Raw genomic sequence first — 24,839 nt, 5'->3', positions numbered from 1 at the left:
TCCGCTGTGCGGACCGTCAAACGACATTCAAACCGGATAGCGTATCAACGGCAAAGAGAGCATTGGGGCTCTATTGAGCAACACACAGATACAAGGTCCGCACAGCGGACCCTACGTGCACATTTTAGAAACGTCGCTCGAGCAACGAGCGTTGAGCAGCGAGCTTGCGTAGCTCCTGATTCTTCAGATCCATCTCACTGCCGGTTGTTGCAGGACGAGCCTGGACGGTCGCGATCTGAGTGCGGATCTTCTCGATCTTCAGGTCGGTGACCAGAGTGACTGCTCCGGTCAGAATCGTGACGACGGAATCCTTCACCTGGCAGAAACCACCATCAATGAAGTAGCGATGCTTACCAGTCCCGTCGGTCACGACCATTTCGCCGTACGATAATCGCCCAACCATCGGTGCGCGGCTCGGCAGGATCCCGATCTGGCCGTCTTCCAGAGGGAACTGCAAAGAGAACGCCTGCTGGTCAATGACCTTCCGCTCGGGCGTGATGACGACGAGTTGGAGATGGTTTGCGGCGATCATGGGTAGGGCTTAGGGTTTGGGGCTTAGGGCTTAGTATGACAAGGCAAGGTCGGGGCCATGGGATCAGCTGGAACGTTGTTTCCGGCTAAGCCCTAAGCCCTGTTACCTACGCCCTATCCCTGCATCTTCTTGGCGTTTTCGGCGGCTTCTTGAACGCCACCGACGTACAGGAAGGCTGACTCTGGGAGGTGATCCCAATCGCCGCGGCAGATTTGCTCGAAGCTGTCGATTGTTTCTTCCAGCGGGGTGTACTTACCCTTCTTGCCAGTGAAGGCCTCAGCGACGATGAACGGCTGAGAGAAGAAGCGTTCGATACGACGGGCACGGTGAACGATTTGCTTATCTTCTTCAGACAGTTCGTCGACCCCAAGAATCGCGATGATATCCTGAAGTTCGCGGTAACGCTGGAGGATCTTCTGGACCTGACGGGCGACTCGATAGTGACGCTCGCCGACGTAGTTCGGGTCGAGAATCCGGCTTGAAGAAGCCAGTGGATCGATGGCAGGGTAGATACCCTTTTCAGCGATCTTACGTTCGAGGTAAATGAACGCATCCAAGTGGGAGAAGGCGGTCGCTGGGGCAGGGTCCGTCGGGTCGTCCGCGGGGACGTAAACGGCTTGCACGGACGAAATCGCCCCCTTCTTGGTCGACGTGATCCGCTCTTGCAGAGCACCCAGCTCGGTGGCCAGCGTTGGCTGGTAACCCACGGCTGATGGCATACGACCCAGAAGTGCCGACACTTCCGAACCGGCTTGTGAGAAGCGGAAAATGTTGTCGACGAACAACAGGGTATCGGTTCCGGTGGTGTCGCGGAACCACTCGGCCATCGTCAGAGCCGAGAGAGCAACGCGAAGACGTGCACCTGGCGGCTCGTTCATCTGACCGAACACCATGCAGGTTTGCTCGATAACGGCACGGCCGGTATCGCCAATTTGTGTTTCCTGCATTTCCAGCCACAGGTCGTTTCCTTCGCGGGTTCGCTCACCGACACCTGCGAAGACCGAGTAACCGCCGTGTGACGACGCAATACGGGCAATCAACTCTTGAAGAATAACAGTCTTACCCAGACCCGCACCGCCGAACAGTCCGGCTTTACCACCGCGGACGAACGGAGTCAGCAGGTCGACCACTTTAATCCCGGTGACGAAGACTTCCGTCTTTGAAGAGAGGTCTTCCAGACCAGGAGCCTGGCGGTGAATTGGCCAGCGTTCGGTTGTGTTGACCGGGCCGCGACCATCGATTGGCTCACCCAGCAGATTGAAGACCCGGCCGAGAGCTTCTTTACCGACAGGCACAGAAACAGGAGCACCGGTATCGACGCATGTCATGCCGCGGACCATACCGTCGGTTGAACCCAGAGCAACGCAGCGGACACGTCCGCCACCCAGGTGCTGCTGAACTTCACCGACAACGCGGATATTCAAACCCTTGCTCGTTGCTTCGACTTTCAGCGCGTTGTAAATGTCTGGCAGGTGGCCTTCTGGGAACTCGACGTCGAAAGTCGAGCCGATGATCTGAGTGATCTTGCCGTTGACTTGCTGGTCGGTGGTTGGTGCGATCATGGGTTATCCCGGTATTGAGATTATCGTAAGTGTCTTGTATTGGTTTGAGTCGTGGTCAGCGAATGAAGACACAGGGAGTTCACACTCCCCGCTCGCCTTATTCGAGGGCAGCGGCACCGCCGATGATTTCGGACAGTTCCGAAGTGATCTGCGACTGACGGGCTCGGTTGTAGTTACGCTTGAGAATGCCAATCATTTCGTCGGCATTTTCGGTTGCTCCCTTCATTGCCACCATTCGAGCAATCTGCTCACTGACGGCTGCATCCAGGAAGTACTTGAACAGTTTGGCTCGGAAAGCAGCTGGAACGATCTCTTGAAGGATCGACTCGGCTGACGGCAGAAATTCGTAATCAACCTTCGCGCCAACAGTTCCCGCGACCGGCGTTTGTGGACCGCCCAGAGACTTGAATGGCAGAACCTGATCGATCATCGGGATCTGTCGAGATGCAGAGATGAACTTGGTGTAGGCAACATCAACGCGATCGATTTCACCATTGATGAACATCGCCGCGTATCGTGCAGCCAGAGGCTCGACTTCTTCAAAGGCTGGTTTGTCTTCAAAATGAGTGAATCGGCTCTGGCAGGTGACGCCTTCGAACTTCATATACGAAATGCCGCGTTTACCGGACACTTCGATCACGAGTTCGCGTCCATCCCGCTTCTGCTGACGGCGAAACTGTGTCACGGCTCGCAGGACGGCGGAGTTGTACCCCCCACACAGACCACGATTGGACGTCAGCACCAGCAAAACGCCTTTGCCGACTGGCTGAGGCGTTTGCAGCAGTGGGTGAGAAATCGGCAGATCGGTGGCAGCCAGGTCAGAGACGATCTCGGAGATCTTCTTGGTGTACTGCTCCGCTTCAACGGCGCGATCCATGGCTTTCTTGAAGCGCGCCGTCGCGATCAGCTCCATCGTCCGCGTAATCTTGCGGATGTTGCGGACCGCCTTGAGTCGTTTGACGAGTGTACGAGCTTTGGCCATGGGATTTGATCGTTAAGACTAAGAGGTTTCACCACAGAGGAAGACAGAGAGTTGATTCTTCCCGGATTCCTTAGGCCGTGACGAGAACGTCAGCAGCTTTCAGGTTCTTCAGGTTTTGCTTGAGGAACTCGTCCAGAGCAGCCTTCAGCTGAGTTTCGAGATCCGACGACAGGTCGTTGGTTTCGATCAGCTTGTTGCGAACTTCTGGCTTCTGCTCTTTCATGAAGGAGAGCAGTGTGGCTTCTGCTTGTTGGACCTTGTCGATGGCGACCTGATCGAAATAACCGCGGGTACCAGCGTAGATCGAGATGACCTGATCAACGACATCCAGCGGCTTGAACTGAGGCTGCTTCAACAGTTCGACCATGCGGTAACCGCGATCGAGCTGAGTCTGAGATGCCTTATCGAGTTCGGTACCGAGCTGAGCGAATGCTTCCAGCGAGCGGAAGGACGCCAGGTCGAGCTTCAAACCACCAGCGACCTTTTTCATCGCCTTCGTCTGAGCGTTACCACCGACGCGTGAGACCGAAATACCGACGTTCACAGCAGGACGAACGCCCGAGTAGAACAAGTCAGGTTCGAGGTAGATCTGGCCGTCGGTGATCGAAATCACGTTGGTTGGAATGTAGGCAGAAACTTCGCCTTCGAGAGTTTCGATGATTGGCAGAGCAGTCATCGAACCACCGCCGAGCTCTTTGTTGAGCTTGGCAGAACGTTCGAGAAGTCGGCTGTGGCAGTAGAACACGTCACCCGGATAGGCTTCGCGGCCTGGAGGACGACGCATCAGCAGTGACAGCTGACGGTAAGCTTGGGCTTGTTTCGAAAGGTCATCGTAAACGATCAGGGTATGCTTGCCCTGATACATGAAGTATTCAGCGATGGCTGCACCGGCATAAGGCGCCAGGTATTGTTGTGAGGCTGGGTCCGAAGAGTTGGCAGCGACGACGATCGTGTAGTCCATTGCGTCGTTTTCGCGAAGAACTTCAACCACCGAGGCAACAGCAGCTGCACGTTGGCCACAGCCAACATAGATACAGATGACGTCTTTGCCCTTCTGGTTGATGATCGCATCGAGAGCGATCGCCGTCTTACCAGTCTTACGGTCGCCGATGATCAGTTCGCGCTGACCGCGTCCGATCGGGGTCATGGCATCGACAGCCTTGATCCCTGTTTGCATTGGCTCTTTCACAGGCTGACGATCAACGACCCCCGGGGCAGGCGTTTCCAGCGGACGGCGAGAAGACGTGACGATCGCACCTTTTCCATCGCGTGGATTCCCCAGAGGATCGACGACGCGACCAAGGAGGGCTTCTCCAACGGGTACGGACAGCAGGGCACCGGTTGTACGGACCTGATCACCTTCGTTGATCTTCAGGTAGTCACCCAGAATGATGCAACCAACGGAGTTCTCCTCCAGGTTGAAGACCAGTCCGGTCACGATATCGCCACCCTTTGTGGTGATCTCCACCATTTCTCCAGCCATGGCTTCCGCCAGACCGTAGCAGCGCGCGATCCCGTCACCGACTTCCGTGATGACGCCGGCTTCACGAGACTCCAGACGGCTGCTGAAGTTCTCAATTTCCTTCTGGAGTACTGAAGCGATCTCGTCCGCTTTGAATTTCATACAAGTACCTTTGCCTGACCTGTTCTTTGATACGGGCTAAGCGTGAACGGAGGGATGAATCGTACACGGTGTCTTTGATCCGCAGGACCATACCGCCGATGAGCGATTCGTCGATGACATATTGAATTTCGGGTTGAAACGGCAGCTGACCTTGCAGATGTGTTTGAATCTGCTGGCGAAGCTCATCAGTTGGCTCAGTGGCAAGTGTCACAGTCACGCGACGCTTACCAGAGCGGGTCTCGAACAGTGTCCGGGCAGCATCATAGATCGGTCTGAGAATTCCCAGTCGATCACGTTCACCAAGAACCTGAAGGAAGTTGGCAAACGTTGGCGACATGTAGTGACCAAGCGCATTCTTGAGAAACGCCTGCTTCTCTTCCGACGGAATGACCATCGAAGACAGAATCGCTTCTGCCTTACGATTCTGATCGAGGACGTCCTTGATAAACGATTCGAGTTCGCCAAGAACGACTTCAGCCTGATCACCAGCAGCATCAAGCAGCGCCTGGGAATAGACGCGTGCCAGTGAAGCGATACTGGGATCTTCCAGAACCGAAGGAACGTGTGACTCGAGTGTTTCTGATTGCATGGGAACGTCGACTTTGGGTCAGAGTTGATTCTTGGTCGATCGAAGGATCCTGCTGATGAGGCATTTCTACCGTTAGTTACGGAAGACGCCACTGTTCATTTCGCCCAGAGCTTCCTGGACCAGACGTTGACGATCGTTTGAGTCGATCGTGCGTTTGAGGAGTTGCTCGGTCGTATTGACGACTTGATTGGACATCGTGGTGAACAGCTCGTTGAGAGCCTGATCGCGTGCTCGCTCGATCTCTTCGGTCGCACGCTTCTGGGTCGCTTGTGCTTCCTTCTGAGCGGTCGCAATGATGTCGTTCTTGGTATGATCGGCATCTCGACGGGCTTCAGCGATAATGCTGCGAACCTCGTCTTGAACAGAGTCAAGGCGCTTCTGGTAATCAGCCAGCATGCGCTCTGAGTCCAGACGGGCTTTCTCAGCGGCTGCGATATCGTCTTTGATCGACTGCTCGCGAGCATCCAGACCTTGCATAATTGGTCCCCAGACGAACTTCGTCAGGAGTGCGAGTAATACAAGGAACACAGCCAGCGAGTAGATCGACATGTCTGTTCGCCAGGTCTTTGGCAGAACAGGCATCTCTTCATGTGGCTCGCCGAGATGATGACCACCGTGACCGTGACTAGGCTCTTCATCACCTGCGTGAGCGACATCATGCGGTACGGCATGGTCAGCGGCTGTGACTTTCGACTTGTCTGTCAACTGAGTCGTCGCAGGAGCGTCAGACTCGGTTGCGACAGGTTTGTCAGCCTGAACTGCCACGACCATCGAGGAAGATGAAATCATCAGCCCCAGGGTAAGACAGATTGTCGTCAGAAGGTTTTTCATCAGCCGGCCTCGTAAACCGTCGTCAAATCGAAAAGTAAGTTGAATGCAGGCGCACGGAACTCAGAGTAGAGAGAACTCTACAGCCAGATTATGTGCATTATTGCGTTTACCATTATCACGTCATCCAAGGATCGGGATGACGCAACGAAGCCAAGGCACCGCGACAAGAAACGTCGCGGACTCAACTATGTAGGGTAACCACCGTTGACGAAGATCGCGGTGAAGGCAAGACCTTCGATCAGAGCAGCTGCAATGATCATCGCGGTCTGAATCTTGTCAGCGATTTCCGGTTGACGAGCCATGCTCTCAACAGCGCTACCGCCGATGCGGCCAATGCCGAGACCAGCGCCCAGAACGATCAGACCGATACCGACTGCGATAGGAAGTTGCATTGAAACTCTCCAAAGGTTGCAAACGTAACTACAAGGGTTTGTGAAATCCCTCACCGAAAGACTGATCAACTCAGTTCTTATGGCAGGACAATTTATCGGACATGACACCAGTACAAACCGGCGTCACATGTTTCTGTATTTCAAACAATCAATGAGCGTGAGCATGTTCATGACCGTGACCATGATCGTGCTCAGCGTGTGGATGGTGCGAATGAATGGAAGACGAGATGAACATCGCAGACAGCAGAGTGAAGACGTAGGCCTGAAGGAAGGCCACGAGGAATTCCAGCATGCAGAAAAGCCCAGAACCAACCACAGCCAGCGGAGCACCTGCATACCACTGCCATGAGGACGTTCCAGATTCCATGAGTTCAGCCGCCACGACGACTGCCCCCAGAATCCCGGCAAGAACCATGTGACCTGCCATCATGTTCGCAAAGAGACGAATGGCGAGAACAACGTGCTTGATGAGTGTTCCGAAAACTTCGATCAGGAAGATCATGTACTTCAACGGAGCGAGAACGGGCGGCAGGTCGATGTGTGGAATGAAGTTGGAAATCCAACCCTTCCAGCCCATCCGCTGCACGCCGTAATAGGTACCGATGACGAATGTGCAAAGTGCTAAACCAGCTGTCACATGCAAATCACCAGTGATTGTCCCCATGAACGGCAGCATGCCGATCAGGTTGGCAGTCAGGATGAAAAGAAACGCGGTCAACAGGAAAGGGACGAATGTGTCTGCATCTTCTTTACCCAATGACGGGCGAGCAAGCTGATCGCGTACAAATGCGACCATTGCTTCCAGCATGTTGCGAACACGCCCGCGAGGTGCATCCGAACGGAAGAAGGATTTCTTCAACCAGTAGAAAGCAGCGAAGACGATCACTGCAACCAGCAGTTCGATAATCATGAATTTCGAAATGCCAAGGCCCGACTTCACCTCATAAAGATTCTTTAGCTTGGTGATGTAAGGGATCTGTGGGATCAGAATCTTACCAGCCATGGCTTGGCTGATATGTTCGAGGTCGGTCTTGTCGATTGACTTAACGGACTCAGCTGTGACTTCTGCATCTTCCGGCAGATGCAGGTAATCACGCAGAATGTATGGTGGAACGTCACTGGCTGATTCGTAGTGCGGCTGATACCAGGCGCGTGGCACTTCAAAAAAGAAGCAGTCTTTGACGTGCAGGACGGGGCTGGACATTATTGGCGCTTTTGCTGTTGGCGACGGCGTCGATGATTCAGTTGACTCGATACGCAAAACGATGGAAACGATGTGCGGTCGATCAGATAAACAGAAATAGTGGCAAGAGAAGTTTTGAACAAGTCATTCGAGGTGAAATTTTTCGGAAGTTTTCCAAGTGTCGTCATCGTGGCTTTTCGTGTCGAATAATCACGATCGACACGATTGTCTCGATGATGAGCGTCCCGAGAAATGTAAGGACCAAAGCCATCGTCAGGCCAAGACTCTCAAACTGGGGAAACTTCGATCGAGACACGACGAGAGCCGATGCAAAAATCCCACAACGCACCGCCATTTGCAAATAATGGACGAGATGAGGTTCGAGTGTTCGGCTTGCGACCAGACCGTTGATTCGGTTGATCGTCATCGTCGCGATACAGACGAGAAGAGCTAGCTCGACAAGAGGCAACGCTTGTGGCCCGAAGCGCTGATACCAAATTGCCCCCAGAAGGGATGCAATCAACGTCAGTCCGACACCGTAAACGATGATCAGACGTAAGACCAGAGACGTTCCAGACGGTTTGTGAAATGATTCCGAAGAGGACATTTCATCGGCTGGAGGAGAGTCGCTCAAGTCGTCGGTTCCAAAAGAGCGGGGACTCGAAGGGAGATCCGATGTGTGCTCGCGTCAACGATGCCCAACATACCTAGAACGCCCCATGATGTGAAACGACATTCGATGTGACAAAATGTCACAAGACTATGGCAGCAAAAGGAAATACGAGAATCATCTACCGAAAAAACAAGCCATTCATTTCCTGGGCTGGCTTTTAGAAATTCGCAGCAGATAGCTCAATCCAGAAACCATTCCGATCACGCCGCCAACTGGTGCAAAAAACATCGTGCGAAGATATTGATCCAGAAAGTAGCCTCCCACGGCAGGCAAGGCAATCATCAATGCCCCTGTGAGCACCTGAGCATAGATTTCAAAGCCGCGGCCGATGGCTTGAGACGACTCAAAAGCCGATTCCTGCGAGTCTTTCGTTGGTTTGTCACTCGAACCTACGCCAGATTTCACGTGGGCAGCATTTTCTACGGACTTCGCATTCACGAATGGATTCTCTGGAATCTGCGACTTCATTTCAGCGAGACGTTTTTCGTAACCATCCAGTTTCGTGAAACCGTCGTTCTCAGGTCGTTCGTCATCTGGTTCGTGGGCGAGCATTGAGGACTTTCTGAGCGTGGGATTTGTCTCATGAGACAACGACTTCGGTTATTACCCAGTCACATCCTGTCTGAAACAAAATTTTTATAACATATTAAACAACAAAAACTTGCGACAACACAAAGAAATTGAGATTGCTTATTTGAGCCGTTACGGTTAGCATTTTCATCCGAACGTGAATGAATTTGTCGGGTGAATCGACCGTGCGAAAATTGTAGCAATTTTCGTGCGGAATGACTCAGAATATGAATATCCAGTCAGCCGAATCTACCAGGTCAAGTCGACCGGAGATGGCTCTACTGCCCCTCAAGTCTCGTCATGGATGACTCCACGGTCTGGAACTCGTTCTTTCCCAGATCCGCCATTTGCAGGGAGACTCCATGACAACTCAGGAACTGAAGCTTCAGACCCGTAAACAGTTGGCAGACCTGGCGAGGGATCAGGGGATCTCGGGTTGGCATGCCATGAAGAAGGATGATCTGGTCAACAAGCTGGCCCGTCGCTTCCGGAATCTGGCAAAAACCGCTCCCAGAAACATCCAGGCCGACCTCCCAAACAGCCGAACGTCCATCAAAACAAAGTCACAGGACAATAATTTCGTTCGACGCCCCGTTTCTGCAGGCCCGATCCGCACCAAAGCACGCCCGCAATTCAAATCCGCTGTGCAGCCGCAAGCCGAGGATGTGCTGCAGGCTGAGATCTGCAACTCGTACTGGGTGAAACTCTCCTGGGAACTTTCCAGCAAGACACTGTCCCGCGCTGAAAGCGCACTCGGTGCCGAATGGATGCGATCCAAGCCGATCATCCGCACCTTCGAGCTGTTCGAGAGTGATGACAGCGACAAACGCAACCGCGCCCTCGACCTTGAAATCTCGGGCGATGCTGAATCGTGGTTCGTGCAAATTGAGAAGCCGGGCAAACGCTATCAGTTTGTTCTCGGTTACCTTGCACCGAGCGGTCGCTTTTTCACGCTCGCCAAGAGCCCGGCAGTGACTGCTCCCAAGCCAGGTGCTCAAGGCAGCATGGAACGAACTTACTCGACCTCACCGACTCATGCTGGCGGCAAAGAATACCGTGTCGGCGATTCCAACGTCTGGCGAATTGGTGAATACAATGCTCAGAAGACTGACGCCCTGAAACTGGCTTACACCTCTCAACGCAGTCTGCAGACGGGGGAAGGCAACGAATATCGCTTTAATCTCGAAGCAGAAATCGTTGTCCACGGCATCACTCAACCTGGGTCTGGTCTGACCGTCCATGGTGAACCGGTTGCACTTCGCGAAGACGGCTCATTCTCAGTCCGCTATTCTCTGCCAAACGGTCGACATGTCATTCCGTTCGTCTCAGTCTGCCAGTACACCGGTGATCATCACACGCAAATTCTCGCTCTCGAGCGAAATACGAAAGAACTTGAAGTTCTGACTCGTGATGAGCTGTAATCACACACGTGTCTGAAAAGTGCATAAAAAAAGCCCTCGTCTTTAGGCGAGGGCTTTTTTAATTTGCAGTCAACAGCGTCTAGATTGAACCTTCTGGAATTGGTTCGATCGCGACTTCAGGAGCGTATGGCTGACCAGGAACAGTGACGCTCGTCGAAGGTGGGCAGTAACCGCCTTGAGCACCATTGGCTGGACCATAGTTGTAGTTGCCATAGCCAGGATAAGCGGCTCCGCCCCAGCCATATCGGTGCCATTGTGACGGCACTGGATCAGTCGGCTGCATCCAGGGCATTGGAACCCAGGTTGGGACTGTCTGATAATAGAAGCCGAGTTGAGTCGTATCGGTTGGCGTGTAGACAGCAGGGTTGAAGGCGATGGGAGTGCCATAACCGTTGCCGCTCCAGTAGTCTGGCCAGTACTTGCCATAGCCGACGTTCGTGCGGACGATGGGAGCTTTGCCTGGAGGGGCATAACCCGTGCCCGGAGACACTTTACAGCGTCCGATGCGTTCTTTCAGGCGACCTGAGCGACAGTTGTCGCAGTCGCATTCCTGATAAACAGGGGCACCCTGGACGACAACGTTCTGCTGGTGGCCGACTGGCGTCACTTGCATAACGTTTGGCGTGGAAGGAGCGGGGGCGTCGTCTTGAGCCTGGGCAGACGACAGGCCGACCACAAGCATCAGCCCGCAGGCCAGGCTCGTTATCATCTTGCGAGCAGAGTCGATGGTCATAGCGATCTTCCTGATCGATGGAGGTTGAAGGTGTACGAGTCGAATCAATAAGGGGAGGACGTCACATTTCCGACTGGTGTCAGTCGGCTGGAAGGAACACCCCAGCTGTAGTTGTAAGTGTGGTGAACAGTCGGAGCGAGTGGCACGGCGACTGGAACGCCATAGCCTTGAGCGGCATAGACATTTCCGTCTCGGCTATCGAAGTACTGTGGATCAACGGAGTAAACCCGGTGATAGTGACCGAATGGAGGCAGACCTTTGCCGTCGGCTCCGCCTTTGGGAATGAAGTAGCCCATGTGGTAAGCCCACCAGCGGTGGAACTTACCAGTACCGCCGCATCGATTGCCGCGGCAGTTGTCGCAGTCACAATCTTCGTAGACGACTTCATTAACGACGGGAGACTGGCCACGGATGACCGCTTCTTCTTGAACGACCTGCGCACTGACTGGTCGAGCAAACTGTCGTGAAGCAACTTTTGCCACGCCGACTTCATCACCGGCAAAGGCGTTCACTCCGGAGAGGAGAACCGTCAGCACTGGCAACACAGCCAGGCTTGAACGGATAGAGGAAATCTTCATGTCATATCCCTTTGACGATGATGCAGTTTGGATAGCGATGTTGACGACAAACCCAGGCATGCAGAGCAGTAGCCTGCGGCGATTAGTGAGGAATCGAGAACTTTGAGAACAGCGGCTGCTGGCTGCGGTACTTGACTTTCACTTCTGTTCCCTGGAGATCCCAGCATTCATGTGAACGAACGCCGAACGGGGTCAGTACGTACTTGCCGTTGACCTTCCAGTAGTAAGGTCCGTACATCGAATGATAATCGTGAGAGTAAAGCATCTCGTGAGGTGCAAACGCCTGGTTGGTGATGTAAGTCCCGCCGACATACGGAGGAACATTCGGCGTTGGACTTGGATACAAAGGAGCATCCAGGTTGGGATACTGATTGCCACCATTGCCAATATACCCCGGGGTATAAGGAATCGGTGGGTGTGGGTAAGCGTGGTGATGGTGATTGTGACCAGTCGGATTGACGGTCATTTCGTTCGAACCAGCTGGGCGGTAGGTCAGCGGAGTGGCTTGGATCGGCTTAGCCGATGAGCCTTCGAACTGACCTGGTTCTTCAGCAGCATAATTGACCTGCTGAATTTTGCTGTGGCTTGATTCGGCTTTTTCTTTTTTGCCGAAAGGCCAAACACCAGCAGATGTGTGCGTGACGAAGGTCATAAGAACGACGCCGGCCGTCAGTGACCCGATCAGATGACGATGCATGAGATCCTCCATGATTCCCGAAGTGCCGGCCGTCTCAAGACTGCGGCCCATTTTGTTTGATCAACTGTCCGCGATCCCTCGCGTACAGAGACGTTGGTTATTACCTGGATCCTGAATCGAGTCATACGATTCGCTCCGCAACAACCGATGAGCACCCGTCTCGAAATAGAAAAGGCATCCTTGCCAGCTATCTGTCGACGTCTTGTGGTGCCGATCGGGTTCTGTCACGGAATGACAGATCCACCTCGTATCGATTAAATCGTCCTTTCTGTTTGTTCTGTCCTTGCACAATCTGAGGCGCCCATACAGACTCTGGAATCAGAATTTACGGAATAGTCGAAAAACTCATCGTGCTGGGAAATGTCAACGGAATCGTTAAACTGGCCCCAGATCACCTGATCTCACATTCCAGGCATTCATCACCTAACTTCTGATCAGACTTCAACCTGAGAAAACACAACAGTTTACGCAGAAAACTGCCGAAACGGTTTAGATCATTGGATCACTCCGTTGAGCTCATTCTGGACACCATCAATCGACGTTCAGACAGTTCGAATACGGCATCAGTAACGGGAAGGAACACACGGACGTGGCGTCAAAAGGAAGCGGGAAGGCCAAGAAAAAGAATCAGGGCCCGATCGAAGAGAAAATTGAATACATCTCATTGGCCGACGAAACGCGTCGCCGCTATCTCAATTATGCGATGTCGGTCATCCAGTCGCGCGCTCTGCCAGATGTCCGCGACGGCCTCAAGCCCGTGCAGCGTCGTATTCTCTATACGATGTTCAACGACGTCCGATTGCTGCCTGGAACCAAGCCGCTGAAGTGCATGGCCATCATTGGCGATACGCTAGGGAAATATCACCCTCACGGGGACACGTCTGTCTACGACGCCATGGTCCGCATGGCTCAAGACTTTACGATGCGAGAGCCGCTCGTTGACGGCCAGGGAAACTTCGGCTCGCTGATGGGACTGCCCGCTGCTGCTCCTCGTTACACCGAAGCCCGGCTGACGGAAGTTTCGCTGGAGCTGATGTCCGAACTGCGCTTCGAAACAGTCGCGATGCGCGACAACTACGATGGTCGTTTGCAAGAGCCCGTCGTTCTGCCTGCACGCTTTCCCAACTTGCTCGTCAACGGCGTCCAGGGGATTGCCGTCGGGATGGCGACTTCGATGCCGCCGCATAACCTGGGCGAAGTCCTCAAAGCGTGCATCCACATGATCGAAGCACCGGACGTCACGGTTGCGCAACTGATGAAGTTCATCAAAGGCCCTGACTTCCCACTCGGCGGACGGATCGTCTCAGACCGTACGCAACTGAGAACGGTCTACGAGACCGGCCGCGGTGCGGTTAAAGTCCGTGGCGAGTGGACGCTGGAGGAAGTCAAAGGCGAAAAGCCCCAGATCATCATCAACTCTGTCCCTTACGGAATCGCCACCAACGACCTCGTCGCATCACTCGGCGACATTGTCAACTCGCGTAAGATCCCGCAGCTGCTGGCAGTCAACGATGAGACCAGCGATGAGAACGGACTGCGAATCGCTCTCGACATCCGCTCTGCCGGTGATGCGGATGTGGTGACGTCTTACCTTTACAAACACACGACACTCGAGCAGAACTTCAACTACAACAGCACTTGCCTGATTCCTGATGAGACGGGTGTTCTTGTTCCTCGGTGCCTGTCTCTGATCGAGATTCTTCGACAGTTCCTCGACTTCCGCCTGGAGGTCGTCCGCAAACGCTTCGAGTACCTGCTGCGTCAACTGGAACGACGCATTCACATTCTCGAAGGTTTCGCGATCATCTTCGATAACCTCGATGCCGCGCTGAAGATCATCCGCGCCAGCTCGGGCAAGAAAGATGCGGCTGCGAAATTGATGGCCAAGTTTCCTCTTGATGAGGAACAAACGGAAGCCATTCTCGAATTGGCTCTCTATCGCATCTCAGCGCTCGAAATCGATGACATCAAACAAGAACTCAAAGAGAAGCAGAAAGAAGCTAACCGCATCCGAAAGCTCCTCAGCTCCGAGGCGGCTCTCTGGAGCGAGATCAAAACCGAGTTTCAGGCACTCGCAGAAAAGTTCACCTCGAAGCGTAAAACCAACATCGGCTCGTCGGAAGAAGTCGTCGAGTTCGATGCGAAGGCCTACATCGTTAAAGAGAATACCAACGTCGTGCTTTCGAAAGATGGCTGGGTCAAACGCGTCGGACGAATCGCGAGTGTCGACAAAACTCGCGTTCGTGAAGGGGATTCGATTATCGACGTCATCCCAGGTAGCACCCTCGATCACGTCATCTTTTTCAACAGTGATGGCATCGCCTATACCGTGCCCATCGAGCAGATCCCTGCTTCCTCCGGTTACGGCGAGCCACTCTCGAAACACCTCAAGCTCGCTGATGGCACTCATATTCTCTGCGGCTTGACGACTGATGCCCGCTTCACGCCCGAGGATGGCGAGGCACCCGACGAAAACACCCCTGCTCCGCCCTATCTCTTCGTCTGTACGGCGAAAGGGAACGTCCTACGAATTCCTCTCGGAGCCTTCCGCCCGACGACCAGCAAGGCGGGTCGCAAATACGCCCGCTTGATCGAGGGTGACAAGGTCATTTCCGTCAGCCTCATTCCCGCTGAGGCTCTATCGATCTTCCTGGCAACCAAGAAGGCTCGCGTGATTCACTTCTCTGTCGATGATGTCCCGGTCCTCTCCGGAGCCGGCAAGGGTGTTCGCGGGATCAAGATACCGCCCGATGACGTCGTCCTCGGCATGGCCTTCATGTCCCGCCCCAGCGACGTCCTGCGAGCCGTCAACGAAAACGGCACAGCCATGACCTATGGCCAGTCGAAATACTCCATCGTCGCCCGCGGCGGTAAGGGATATAAGACGAGCGCCCGTAACCAGCTCGCCGAGATCGTCAAATCACCGATCGAGCTCGTCGATTGGGCCGCGATCGAAGGAACGTAGTCCTCGATGACCAACGGTGTCCTCTGGACATTATCACAACATCACAGAGGACCCTGCCGGAGAGGTATCAGGCGGGAGAGCTATCAGCGAGGGGTTGCGAGCGCTTTGTTCAAGGCTTGCAGGTAGGCCTTCGCGGAGGCTTCAATGATGTCAGTACTGAGGCCGTGTCCGTGGAAGATGCGGTTGCCATCGCGGATAGAGACATTGACTTCGCCGAGGGCGTCTTTGCCTTGAGAGACGCTGCTGACTTTGAAGTCTTCAAGTTTGACTGCCAAACCGACGACCCGTTCCATCGCCCAGAAGACGGCGTTGATCGGACCATCCCCCGTGGCAGCATCGGTGACAACGCGGCCGTCTTCGTGTTGCATTTCCAGCGTCGCAGTGGGAATAGTCCCCGTGCCCGCAGTGGTGTGGAAGCGGTTCAGCTTCCAGATCTCGGAGAGCTGTTGCTGACGGTTTTCGATCAACGCCTGGATGTCGGAATCGTAAATGTCTTTCTTCTTGTCGGCGAGTTCGATGAAGTCGGTGAAGACTTTCTGAAAGGCTTCATCGTCGAGGGTATAGCCGAGGGACGTGATGCGGTCGCGGAAGGCATGTCGACCACTATGCTTGCCGAGGACCAGGTTCGTGCCGACGTAACCGACGTCTTCAGGACGCATGATTTCATAGGTGGAACGTTCCTGGAGCATGCCGTGCTGGTGAATGCCGGCTTCGTGGGCGAAAGCATTCTGGCCGACGATGGCTTTGTTGCGCTGGACCTTCATGCCGGTGATGTTGGAGACGAGCCGACTGGTCGCACAAAGTTTCTGCGTGACGATTCTCGAATCAACGCCGTAGTAGTCTTTGCGGGTGCGAAGGGCCATGACGATCTCTTCGAGAGCCGCATTCCCTGCCCGTTCCCCCAGGCCGTTGATGGTACATTCGACCTGACGAGCACCCGCTTCAATAGCCGACAGTGAGTTGGCCACTGCAAGGCCGAGGTCGTTATGGCAGTGAGTACTGATGACGGCTTTATTGATGTTCGGAACTTTTTCCTTCAACGTGCGGATGACGTGGAAGTAATGTTGAGGAGTCGCATAACCGACGGTGTCGGGAATGTTGACCGTGGTGGCACCCGCATCGATGACCTTTTCGACGACTTCGCAGAGAAAGTCGAGTTCGGTGCGGGCAGCGTCCTCGGGAGAAAACTCGATGTCATTCACGAAGGACTTGGCGAAAGACACCATCTCGACAGCGGTCTTAACGATTTCTTCCTTGGCCATCTTGAGCTTGTATTGGCGGTGGATGGCAGAGGTCGCGAGGAAGACGTGAATCCGCTTGCGTTCTGCTTCCATAATGGCATCGCGAGCCCGCTCGATGTCTTCGACACGAGAACGAGCGAGGCCGCAGATCGTCGCGCGGCTGCCGAACTTGCGGGCAATGGCGCGGACGGCTTCAAAGTCACCTGGAGAAGCAATTGGGAAACCCGCTTCGATGACGTCGACACCCAGATCAACCAGTGCCGCAGCGACTTCGAGTTTTTCATCGATATTCATGCTGCAGCCGGGGGACTGCTCGCCGTCGCGGAGGGTGGTGTCGAAGATGGTGATCGTCTCGGTGGCCGGTACTACACTGGCCGGTGTCTCGGTGGACATTGCTGACTCCCAGGAAAACTATCGTTATGGTCCGCCTAAGCCTTCTGTGTCCGCACAATGGACACAAAAAAACCTGAGGCCAGGGGACCTCAGGTTTGATGATTTGTATCAATGGAACCTGTCCGCTCCCTAGCTGGGCTGGGTATTGCCTAGTAGTAGCAGTAGGGACAGGTTGAAGGCAGGCATCGGGTGAATCCAGTCGAAAAAGTGTTTCGCTGAGAAGATCATACGTTTTTCTGGTTTGCGATCAAGTCAATTTGAGAAGACTGTGTTAAACTGAACACGATTGCGACATGTTTCGACGCCAGCCGGAACTGCCTCGCCTGCCGAAAACGCGACTCGAATCGACAGGAACCAGACTCATGCACTCGACACACTTGTCTGCCAGAATGTTCGCGGTTGTTCTCCTTGGATGTCTGGTTTTGAACTTTTTCTCGCAGACCAGCCATGCGGATGAGCGTCCGAATATCGTCATCATTATGGCCGATGACATGGGCTACTCCGACATCGGCTGCTACGGCGGTGAAATCGAGACGCCCAACCTGAATGCGCTTGCCAAGGATGGCTTGAGGTTCACACAGTTTTACAACACGGCTCGCTGCTGTCCGACGAGGGCATCACTGCTGACCGGGCTGCATCCGCATCAGGCGGGGATTGGTCATATGGTGCCAGAACCGGGCGGCAAGAAGCGTCGTCTATCCGAGATTGACGCTTACCAGGGCTTCCTGAATCAGAATTGCGTCACGATCGCGGAAGTCCTCAAACCTGCGGGCTACCAGACGCTGATGTCGGGGAAGTGGCACGTCGGTCAGATTGATCCCGCCATGCGACCACTCTCCCGGGGCTTCGAAAAATACTACGGCATTCTCTCCGGCGGAACGAACTACTTCGCCCCGAAGGCTCCGCGTGGCCTGACACTCATGCACGATCCGATCGAGCCGGAAGGCAATAGTTACTACCTGACCGATGCCTTCACCGACTACGCTATCCGCTTCCTCAACGAAAGCCACAAAGAACAGGAAGCCAGTTCGAAACCCTTCTTCCTTTACCTCGCCTACACCGCGCCTCACTGGCCGTTGCAGGCACCGCAGGAGACCGTCGACAAGTACGTTGGCACGTACATGATGGGCTGGGACAAGCTGCGTCAGGAGCGATATCAACGGATGGTCGAGATGGGAATCATCAAGAAAAACTGGAAGATGAGTCCGCCCGATTCGCCTGCCTGGAATTCGCTGGATGATGAGAAGAAGAAAGAAATGGACCTGCGAATGGCGATCTATGCCGCTCAAGTTGACCGCATGGATCAGAATATCGGACGCGTCGTTGAGACACTGAAAACGAACGGTGACCTTGAAAATACCGTCATCTTCTTCCTCTCTGACAATGGTGGTTGTGCAGAAGGGGGCATCTTAGGGTCACAGAAGCTCGCTGACCTGAACCACAAAGACACGCCGTTTATGACGAGCTACGGGCAGGCGTGGGCGAATGCTTCGAATACACCGTTTCGATTGTTCAAGCATTATGTCCATGAAGGGGGAATCTCAACGCCGCTGATCGTTCACTGGCCGAAAAAAATCACCGAGGGCGGGAAGCTCTATACGCATCCCGGGTATCTGCCGGATCTGATGGCGACCTGCGTCGATCTTGCCCAGGCAAAGTATCCTGAGACGTTCAATGGGAAGCCAATTCACCCAATGGAGGGCTTGAGTCTGCGACCGGCGTTCGAAGGCAAGATGGTCGAGCGGATGGCCCTTTACTGGGAACACGAAGAGAATCGCGCGATTCGTGAAGGGGACTGGAAGCTGGTCTCGAAAGGCCCCAACAAATGGGAGCTCTACAACGTCTATGAGGACCGGACCGAGACAAACGATCTTTACGAGCAGCATCCCGAAATGGCCGCTGAATTGATTCAACACTGGACGTCATGGGCCCTGCGCGCAGGGGTGATTCCGAACGGCAAAAAGATGAACGCAGCTGGCGAGTGAGCGTATTCCCCATAAGACGCAGCGAGGTCATAGGACGCTGGCGACTTTACGCAGATCTTGAATGAGCGCCGCCATTGTCTCGTCTCGTGCCTCCTGCGTTGGCATCCGTAGAATGGCGGAGGGGTGATAGGTTGCGATCGTCTGGTCGCAATAATCGCTCGCGATGAATTCGCCACGCTGTTTCGTGATCTTGAAGTCTCGACCGATCAATGTTTGCGCGGCTGTTGCTCCCAGGCAGACCATCACCTCAGGCTTCACCAGCGCGATCTCAGCCTGCACCCAGGGTTTGCATGCCGTCATCTCATGGACGTTGGGCTTACTGTGCTGACGAATCTTGCTGCTCTTAGTGAATTTGAAGTGCTTGACCGTATTGGTGACGTAGATCTGGCTGCGATCAATGCCTGCTTGCGTGAGTGCCTGATCAAGAATTTGCCCAGCCGGTCCGACGAAAGGCTTTCCCTCCAGATCCTCTTTATCTCCTGGCTGTTCGCCCACCAACATGAGCTTTGCGTTGATAGGTCCTTCGCCGAAGATCGTCTGCGTCGCATCCTGATAGAGGGGGCATCCACGACACGACATCGCTGCCTGTCGCAATGATTCGTAGTCGTGGTCAGCGGGGATGAAATCCGCAGCCGAGGTTGCCAGTCCCGTTTGCCGTCTGACCATCTCTTCGACTCGTCCAGGAGCCTCATCCAGGAGATCATCAATGATCCGCGTTTCGGGAAGCGTCTTCCAATGACGCTTGGGCATCTCTTTGACCATCGCCTTGAGCTTGATGCGGGCCGGGTTGAAGATCGCGCGGTAATAGGTCTTCCACATGTCTTCCAGAAGATCCCCCTGGGGAGCCTGGTCTGCTGTGACTCCCGGTGTGAACGTCAATTCCTCCAAGTCCCAATGCGCACACAAATCAGGCGTGAGGATCGACCAGCGCATGCTCGGAAAACGTCGCGTAAAGAATGGGGCGGTCGGCTTGACGGTGTGATGATCAGGTCGATGCCACGCGATGAAATACTCTTCGCCTTCCTGCTCGACACGACGGAATCTCACAAACGCTTTCATCTTGTGAGCATCGCGGCGCACTGCTTTTTCCATGAGATAAAGACGTCGGACATCATCGTCTGTCTCGATCTCGAGCAAATTTGGTTCGCCATGGGTTAATCGCCATAAGACACGGTAGAGCAGTTCGAAGCGGATTTCGTCGCGATGGCAGGAGACTTTTTCGGCGAGCGTGAGGAAGTCTTTCGGGACTCGGGGAGTTGATCTTGGCGTTGTTGGTGCATTGACGATCCGCACAGCGGACCCTACGAAGAGGGACTGTTTTTGAGGAGTGGTGGCGTCGATGAATGTGATCTCGTGCGGTGGCTGGTTGGCCGCAAGTAGCGCCCGCGCCTCGTCACGCCAGGACGCGAAGTCTGACACAGCGACGACCGACATCAGATCTCTCCCGTCTCGGCAGACTGCTTAGCATCAAACAGGAGAAGCTGGCGGTGTTTCGGCTGGATCTTCTCTTTGAGCAGCAGCGAATCGAGCAGTTTGACCGAGGGGTTGAAGTCGGACGTGACGACAAACGGAGAAGCTTTTTTCCAGCTCAAACCGATTTTCTTCATGTCGTCGACCGTCAGTCCATGATAGTGACGGATCTTGATGATCCGCTCGACACTGCGCGTTCCGACTCCGGGGATTCTGAGCAACAACTCGCGCGGTGCACGGTTCACATCGACCGGGAAGAGCTGGCGATTCTTGAGGGCCCAGGCCAGTTTGGGGTCAATCTCCAGGTCAAGATTCTGATTGTCTGCTGTGACGATCTCATCGGCTTTGAAGCCATAGAACCGCATCAGCCAGTCCGCTTGATACAGACGATGTTCGCGGATCAGCGGCGGACTCTTAGCGGGCAGACGGGCATCCGCATGCGGGATCGGGCTGTAGGCGGAATAGTAAACGCGTCGCAGCCTTTGATCGGAATACAGTGTCGAGGCGACCTTGAGAATCTCAGCATCTGGTGTGGGCGTCGCGCCGACAATCATCTGCGTACTCTGTCCAGCGGGCGCAAAGCGTTGTGGCTTATAACCGGCTTTCTTTTCAGACTGCACATCATCAATGCGATGCTTAACTGTCTCCATCGTCTCGACGATGACTTCTCGTTTCTTCTCCGGCGCCAGCTGTACCAGATCAGGGGCGGTCGGCAGTTCGATGTTCACACTCAAACGATCCGCCCAGCGTCCTGCTTCTGCGATCAAGTCTTCTGATGCACCGGGGATTGTTTTAAGATGAATGTATCCGCCAAAATGTTGCTCCTGCCGCAGGCGTCTGGCGACTTGATTGAGCTGCTCCATCGTGTAATCGGTGTTCTGGATAATTCCGGAACTCAGAAACAAACCCTCGATGTAATTCCGCTGGTAAAACTGGATGGTCAGCTGAATGACTTCGTCGACGGTGAATCTTGCCCGCGGCGTATCGCTCGACACGCGATTGACGCAGTAGCGACAGTCGTAAATGCAGTAATTCGTCAGCAGGATTTTGAGGAGCGAAATGCAGCGTCCATCTGGGGTATAGCTGTGGCAGATGCCCATTCCTTCGGTCGAGCCGAGTTTGCTTCCTTCGCGTGTGCCTTTAGCTCCAGAGCTCGCGCACGAGGCATCATATTTAGCTGCATCAGCGAGAATGGCGAGTTTTTCTTGAACAGTTTTCAACAGCGATCCTTGCGTACTCGGAATCCATTTTCAAACCAGCATGATGGAACCGAGAATTCTAGGCGAGGTTAACAGTTGTCCAAGAGACAAAACAGAAAAAAGACGCAGTCGACCTGGCCCGTGGCCGACTGCGTCAAGGAGAGTCAAAAGCCGCGCTGTTCTGAAAGCAGGGGTCTCACGACAATCACAACTTGTGACGACATGCAGCTTTCAGAACGCGAGCGGCGAAGGCTCTTTAGTTACGGTCTTCATCTTTTTCCATGCGAGCCTGACGACCATCTTTGTCTCCTTCATCGCCATCCATCATGTTCATCAGCTTCTCTTCGACTTTGGATCGCATAAGGATCATGCCGAGGAGATCTTTCAGTTTTTCTTGATCATTCATGATCATATCTTTCTGAGCGGCAATGCGTTGATGCATGTCCCTTTTTTCCTGCATCGAGACTTTTTCGTCGCGTTGTTCATCCATCAGCTTCTCATTCAGAGAAGCGACGAACAGACGGTCTTCACTGATGACCTGGACGATGATCTCACAGGCAATCTTCTTGGCCAGCTCGTCTTTCTGGCTCTCATATTCCTGGTTGGCCTGACGGATCAGGTCGGAATCAAGCAGCTTCGTCTTCAGCTGAGCAACCTTGTCGTACTGGAACTCCATACTATGGGAGCCAGCGTTATCACCGCGATAATTGCGGCTTTCAGTTGTCACGTTACCACGATTCTGTTGGTTGGTGACAGTATTGCCCTGACGTTCGGCTTGGTTCTCCTGACGCTGAGCCTGGTTTTCGGCACGACGGGTTGGGCGATCTGCACCTGGCTGTTGACCATAAACGTCGGCCGTAGTAACCAGGCAACCAGCGAACAGAGCAGCAGAAAGAATGTGTGGACGGAGCATGGGAATCCTTTTCCTGTGACGGAGACTTCCGACGAGCATAAATTACTCGTGCGGCGAAGCATGATTGGCGCTCGCACATGCGAACGTTTTATAAACAACCATGCTGCTACGATTCAGAACAATCTGTCGTGGCGGCTTTCACGTTTCATTCGTTAGGTGTCACTTTAAATTGCTCAAGAACGCGAAGTCCGTTCAAAAACAGAACAGCCGCAACCAATGTGCCCGCACGGCCAATTCTCTTAAAGTTCATTGTCCTGCTCGCTCCGTTTCTCGCGGTTGACTTGTACTTGGTCCAGGAACTCACGATGCTTGCCATCTGTAAGACAATTTCCTCTGACGGAACCCTTTTCCATGCCCCACGACGCGCCGCATAACCGACTTAACGAAGACCTCCCGCTTGCTGAACAGATTCTCGTCCAGATCGAACAACTCGTGCTCAGAGCCAACGAGAAGTCACAGCCGCTCGAGATGTCGCCTTACCGTGAGCAACTGTTTGAATTCTTCGTCACCGCCGAAGGAGCCGGCTATCTCGACGACGAAGAAGATGGCGAACTCCTCGCTGACGAACTTTGCAAACAACTCGGCGTCCGCTGGGGACTGGCCGACGCGGCGTTGCAGTCAACCGCCAGCCAGAGCCGCCTGTCTGGGGAAGCATTGGTCAAGATGCGCCTGCTCTGGTCCCTGATGCGGATGTGGATGGAATGGACTTACGCCTGGAAACGCTATCCGGAATTCCATGGCGGAATATCAAACGCGCCTTCTGACGAAACCGAGCAGAATCCTGACGACGCCAGCTGACCCATCTGCTAAAATCGATGCGATATCCGTTGTTGGTCGGACAGACATTCCTGTCTGTCCGATCACACAGGCAGGAATGCCTGTGCCACTGGCCTTGCATAAGGATTCCCGGAATGGCTCGCATCGCGCTCTCACGAAGACAATTCAACACGATCTTGACCAGCTCACTCGTGGGAGCATCGCTTGGCAGCCGGGGAGCATTCGCTTCGGAAAAACAGTTGAACCTCCCGGTTCGCACGATCACACGCGGCCCGAAGTATCACTGGTTTGGGTACTACGACAAACTCGAGTTCGACCCGACGGAAAAACTCGTCCTATCCAATCAGGTCGATTTCGAGCATCGTTCTCCGACCGCGGACGATGTTCTCAAGGTCGGCATGATCGATACCGCTCACAATGATCAGTGGGTCGAACTGGGCCAATCCCGTTCTTGGGGCTGGCAGCAGGGGTGTATGCTGCAATGGATTCCCGGGTCTAAGTCAGAAATCATCTGGAATGACCGCGAAGGCGATCACTTTGTTGCCCACATTCTCGATGTTCAGTCGGGAAAAAAGCGGACGATCGACCGGGCCATTTACACCCTTAGTCCAGACGGCAAATACGGTTACGCCTCCGACTTCGCCCGCATCCAGAACCATCGTCCGGGGTACGGTTATCCCGGCGTCAAAGAATCGTATCGCGATCAGAAAGCCCCGGAAGAACTCGGCATCTGGCGAATTGATCTCGCCACGGGCGAATCAAAGCTGATCTTCTCCATCGCCCAGGCTGCTGCGGTTCCGTATCCCGATGGGGACCTCTCGACGAAATGGCACTGGTTCAACCACCTGCTGTGCAATACGGACGGGACACGGTTGATTTTCCTGAGTCGCTGGCGAGACCATCGGGTCGGTGATCCTGACTACCAGTATAAGCAGCCCTTCTACACGCGTGTCTTTACGATTGGAACCGATGGATCTGACCTCCATCTGCTCGAAAACTCGGGTCATTTCTCGCACTTCATCTGGCGTGACCCGGACCACATCGCCGCGTGGTCGACGCACAACAGTGGGAAGAATTATTGGCTCTATACTGATCAGACAGATCAAGCGGAGCCGATGCTTCCTGAAGTGATGACCTGGGATGCCCACCTGACTTATCTCCCGTGGCAGTTCCCAAACTGGATCTTAAACGACTCCTATCCGCGCGAATCGGAACGATTCCAGATTCCTCACCTCGTTCATCTCCCGACAGGCCGGAAAGTTGAATTAGGGCGATTCCCATCGCCGAAGGAATACACCGGCGAGTGGCGTTGTGATACCCACCCGCGTTCCAGTCCATCAGGTCGACTCGTGGCCATCGATTCCCCTCATACGGGCGGTCGACAGGTGCATCTGATCGACCTGAGTGCGCTGATGGATGCCTGACATGTTCGTCGTGAATTTTCGCTAGCGTAAAAAGCAGGCATTGATTTGGGTGAATCCGCAGATTCTGCTTATTTATTAAGCAGTGATGCTCCCGGATTTCCCACA

The 24,839-nt window shown here is 54.1% G+C and carries 22 protein-coding genes; 5 read left to right on the top strand and 17 right to left on the bottom strand.

The genetic code is table 11. The features are described from left to right. Positions 1-124 precede the first annotated feature (124 nt). The 10 genes from SH248x_RS03250 to SH248x_RS03205 all read right to left on the bottom strand — a co-directional run bounded on the left by SH248x_RS03250 (position 125) and on the right by SH248x_RS03205 (position 8,920). Positions 125-532 (bottom strand): F0F1 ATP synthase subunit epsilon, encoded by a 408-nt coding sequence (locus tag SH248x_RS03250; protein ID WP_459557088.1) that lies wholly within the window; start codon positions 530-532, stop codon positions 125-127. Positions 533-645: 113 nt separating this feature from the next. Further along, positions 646-2,094 (bottom strand): F0F1 ATP synthase subunit beta, encoded by a 1,449-nt coding sequence (gene atpD, locus SH248x_RS03245; protein WP_459557087.1) that lies wholly within the window; start codon positions 2,092-2,094, stop codon positions 646-648. 97 nt (positions 2,095-2,191) lie between these two features. Beyond that, a complete protein-coding gene (atpG, locus tag SH248x_RS03240; RefSeq protein WP_459557086.1) occupies positions 2,192-3,076 on the bottom strand; it encodes a F0F1 ATP synthase subunit gamma in 885 nt (294 codons plus the stop codon). 70 nt (positions 3,077-3,146) lie between these two features. Beyond that, positions 3,147-4,700 (bottom strand): F0F1 ATP synthase subunit alpha, encoded by a 1,554-nt coding sequence (atpA, locus tag SH248x_RS03235; RefSeq protein ID WP_459557085.1) that lies wholly within the window; start codon positions 4,698-4,700, stop codon positions 3,147-3,149. Further along, positions 4,651-5,289 (bottom strand): F0F1 ATP synthase subunit delta, encoded by a 639-nt coding sequence (gene atpH / locus SH248x_RS03230; RefSeq protein ID WP_459557084.1) that lies wholly within the window; start codon positions 5,287-5,289, stop codon positions 4,651-4,653. The genes atpA and atpH overlap by 50 nt, the downstream gene beginning before the upstream one ends. A gap of 72 nt (positions 5,290-5,361) precedes the next feature. Next, positions 5,362-6,120, bottom strand: coding sequence for an ATP synthase F0 subunit B (gene atpF / locus SH248x_RS03225; protein WP_459557083.1), 759 nt, complete (start codon positions 6,118-6,120; stop codon positions 5,362-5,364). 185 nt (positions 6,121-6,305) lie between these two features. Beyond that, positions 6,306-6,512 carry an ATP synthase F0 subunit C gene (gene atpE, locus SH248x_RS03220; RefSeq protein WP_459557082.1) on the bottom strand — a complete coding sequence of 69 codons (207 nt, stop codon included), beginning with the start codon at positions 6,510-6,512 and terminating at the stop codon, positions 6,306-6,308. A gap of 148 nt (positions 6,513-6,660) precedes the next feature. Then, a complete protein-coding gene (atpB, locus tag SH248x_RS03215; protein ID WP_459557081.1) occupies positions 6,661-7,716 on the bottom strand; it encodes a F0F1 ATP synthase subunit A in 1,056 nt (351 codons plus the stop codon). Between the two features lie 163 nt (positions 7,717-7,879). Further along, entirely contained in the window at positions 7,880-8,329 is a 450-nt protein-coding gene (locus SH248x_RS03210) for a hypothetical protein (protein WP_459557080.1), read from the bottom strand. A 177-nt stretch (positions 8,330-8,506) separates the two neighbouring features. Then, positions 8,507-8,920: a hypothetical protein gene (locus tag SH248x_RS03205; protein WP_459557079.1), complete on the bottom strand. Its 414-nt coding sequence runs from the start codon at positions 8,918-8,920 to the stop codon at positions 8,507-8,509. 380 nt (positions 8,921-9,300) lie between these two features. On the opposite strand from SH248x_RS03205, the gene SH248x_RS03200 reads away from it, so the two are divergent. Next, complete coding sequence (locus SH248x_RS03200; protein WP_459557078.1) at positions 9,301-10,359, top strand: DUF4912 domain-containing protein; 1,059 nt, start codon at positions 9,301-9,303, stop codon at positions 10,357-10,359. 79 nt (positions 10,360-10,438) lie between these two features. On the opposite strand, the gene SH248x_RS03195 is transcribed toward SH248x_RS03200, so the two are convergent. The 3 genes from SH248x_RS03195 to SH248x_RS03185 all read right to left on the bottom strand — a co-directional run bounded on the left by SH248x_RS03195 (position 10,439) and on the right by SH248x_RS03185 (position 12,367). Continuing rightward, entirely contained in the window at positions 10,439-11,092 is a 654-nt protein-coding gene (locus SH248x_RS03195) for a hypothetical protein (RefSeq protein WP_459557077.1), read from the bottom strand. 44 nt (positions 11,093-11,136) lie between these two features. Beyond that, entirely contained in the window at positions 11,137-11,670 is a 534-nt protein-coding gene (locus SH248x_RS03190; RefSeq protein WP_459557076.1) for a hypothetical protein, read from the bottom strand. An 82-nt stretch (positions 11,671-11,752) separates the two neighbouring features. Next, positions 11,753-12,367 (bottom strand): hypothetical protein, encoded by a 615-nt coding sequence (locus SH248x_RS03185; protein ID WP_459557075.1) that lies wholly within the window; start codon positions 12,365-12,367, stop codon positions 11,753-11,755. Positions 12,368-12,956: 589 nt separating this feature from the next. On the opposite strand from SH248x_RS03185, the gene SH248x_RS03180 reads away from it, so the two are divergent. Further along, positions 12,957-15,332, top strand: a complete 2,376-nt coding sequence (locus SH248x_RS03180; RefSeq protein ID WP_459557074.1) for a DNA gyrase/topoisomerase IV subunit A — start codon at positions 12,957-12,959, stop codon at positions 15,330-15,332. Positions 15,333-15,415: 83 nt separating this feature from the next. Here SH248x_RS03180 and SH248x_RS03175 read toward each other — a convergent pair whose 3' ends face one another. After that, complete coding sequence (locus SH248x_RS03175) at positions 15,416-16,966, bottom strand: 2-isopropylmalate synthase (RefSeq protein ID WP_459557073.1); 1,551 nt, start codon at positions 16,964-16,966, stop codon at positions 15,416-15,418. Positions 16,967-17,259: 293 nt separating this feature from the next. Here SH248x_RS03175 and SH248x_RS03170 point away from each other — a divergent pair, with 293 nt between their 5' ends. Then, positions 17,260-18,951: an arylsulfatase gene (locus SH248x_RS03170; RefSeq protein ID WP_459557072.1), complete on the top strand. Its 1,692-nt coding sequence runs from the start codon at positions 17,260-17,262 to the stop codon at positions 18,949-18,951. A gap of 27 nt (positions 18,952-18,978) precedes the next feature. Here the strand turns inward: SH248x_RS03170 and SH248x_RS03165 are convergent, their stop codons facing one another. From SH248x_RS03165 to SH248x_RS03155, 3 genes are all read right to left on the bottom strand, one after another. After that, positions 18,979-20,385, bottom strand: a complete 1,407-nt coding sequence (locus SH248x_RS03165) for a uracil-DNA glycosylase family protein (protein ID WP_459557071.1) — start codon at positions 20,383-20,385, stop codon at positions 18,979-18,981. Further along, the gene (locus SH248x_RS03160; protein ID WP_459557070.1) at positions 20,385-21,641 is read right to left on the bottom strand and encodes a putative DNA modification/repair radical SAM protein; all 1,257 of its coding nucleotides are present in this window, start codon (positions 21,639-21,641) and stop codon (positions 20,385-20,387) included. The genes SH248x_RS03165 and SH248x_RS03160 overlap by 1 nt, the downstream gene beginning before the upstream one ends. Positions 21,642-21,876: 235 nt before the next feature. Beyond that, complete coding sequence (locus tag SH248x_RS03155) at positions 21,877-22,533, bottom strand: hypothetical protein (protein WP_459557069.1); 657 nt, start codon at positions 22,531-22,533, stop codon at positions 21,877-21,879. Between the two features lie 351 nt (positions 22,534-22,884). Here SH248x_RS03155 and SH248x_RS03150 point away from each other — a divergent pair, with 351 nt between their 5' ends. Then, on the top strand, positions 22,885-23,331 hold the full coding sequence (locus SH248x_RS03150) for a hypothetical protein (protein ID WP_459557068.1): 447 nt from the start codon (positions 22,885-22,887) through the stop codon (positions 23,329-23,331). A 113-nt stretch (positions 23,332-23,444) separates the two neighbouring features. After that, entirely contained in the window at positions 23,445-24,734 is a 1,290-nt protein-coding gene (locus tag SH248x_RS03145; RefSeq protein WP_459557067.1) for a hypothetical protein, read from the top strand. The last annotated feature ends 105 nt before the right edge of the window (positions 24,735-24,839 follow it).

This window comes from Lacunimicrobium album (assembly GCF_052161635.1).
Classification (GTDB): Bacteria; Planctomycetota; Planctomycetia; order Planctomycetales; family Planctomycetaceae; genus SXPC01.
Note: the sequence above shows the minus strand (reverse complement) of the source record. Positions and strands in the feature narration are given on the sequence as shown.

Excerpts from the sequence above, each read along its gene's own strand:
- SH248x_RS03190 (WP_459557076.1), bottom strand. The coding sequence starts at position 11,670 with ATGAAGATTTCCTCTATCCGTTCAAGCCTGGCTGTGTTGCCAGTGCTG.
- atpF (WP_459557083.1), bottom strand. The coding sequence starts at position 6,120 with ATGAAAAACCTTCTGACGACAATCTGTCTTACCCTGGGGCTGATGATT.
- SH248x_RS03150 (WP_459557068.1), top strand. The coding sequence starts at position 22,885 with ATGCCCCACGACGCGCCGCATAACCGACTTAACGAAGACCTCCCGCTT.
- SH248x_RS03185 (WP_459557075.1), bottom strand. The coding sequence starts at position 12,367 with ATGCATCGTCATCTGATCGGGTCACTGACGGCCGGCGTCGTTCTTATG.
- SH248x_RS03145 (WP_459557067.1), top strand. The coding sequence starts at position 23,445 with ATGGCTCGCATCGCGCTCTCACGAAGACAATTCAACACGATCTTGACC.
- atpD (WP_459557087.1), bottom strand. The coding sequence starts at position 2,094 with ATGATCGCACCAACCACCGACCAGCAAGTCAACGGCAAGATCACTCAG.
- atpG (WP_459557086.1), bottom strand. The coding sequence starts at position 3,076 with ATGGCCAAAGCTCGTACACTCGTCAAACGACTCAAGGCGGTCCGCAAC.
- atpA (WP_459557085.1), bottom strand. The coding sequence starts at position 4,700 with ATGAAATTCAAAGCGGACGAGATCGCTTCAGTACTCCAGAAGGAAATT.
- atpB (WP_459557081.1), bottom strand. The coding sequence starts at position 7,716 with ATGTCCAGCCCCGTCCTGCACGTCAAAGACTGCTTCTTTTTTGAAGTG.
- atpH (WP_459557084.1), bottom strand. The coding sequence starts at position 5,289 with ATGCAATCAGAAACACTCGAGTCACACGTTCCTTCGGTTCTGGAAGAT.
- SH248x_RS03155 (WP_459557069.1), bottom strand. The coding sequence starts at position 22,533 with ATGCTCCGTCCACACATTCTTTCTGCTGCTCTGTTCGCTGGTTGCCTG.
- SH248x_RS03165 (WP_459557071.1), bottom strand. The coding sequence starts at position 20,385 with ATGTCGGTCGTCGCTGTGTCAGACTTCGCGTCCTGGCGTGACGAGGCG.
- SH248x_RS03195 (WP_459557077.1), bottom strand. The coding sequence starts at position 11,092 with ATGACCATCGACTCTGCTCGCAAGATGATAACGAGCCTGGCCTGCGGG.
- SH248x_RS03175 (WP_459557073.1), bottom strand. The coding sequence starts at position 16,966 with ATGTCCACCGAGACACCGGCCAGTGTAGTACCGGCCACCGAGACGATC.
- SH248x_RS03205 (WP_459557079.1), bottom strand. The coding sequence starts at position 8,920 with ATGCTCGCCCACGAACCAGATGACGAACGACCTGAGAACGACGGTTTC.
- SH248x_RS03250 (WP_459557088.1), bottom strand. The coding sequence starts at position 532 with ATGATCGCCGCAAACCATCTCCAACTCGTCGTCATCACGCCCGAGCGG.
- SH248x_RS03200 (WP_459557078.1), top strand. The coding sequence starts at position 9,301 with ATGACAACTCAGGAACTGAAGCTTCAGACCCGTAAACAGTTGGCAGAC.
- SH248x_RS03170 (WP_459557072.1), top strand. The coding sequence starts at position 17,260 with ATGTTTCGACGCCAGCCGGAACTGCCTCGCCTGCCGAAAACGCGACTC.
- atpE (WP_459557082.1), bottom strand. The coding sequence starts at position 6,512 with ATGCAACTTCCTATCGCAGTCGGTATCGGTCTGATCGTTCTGGGCGCT.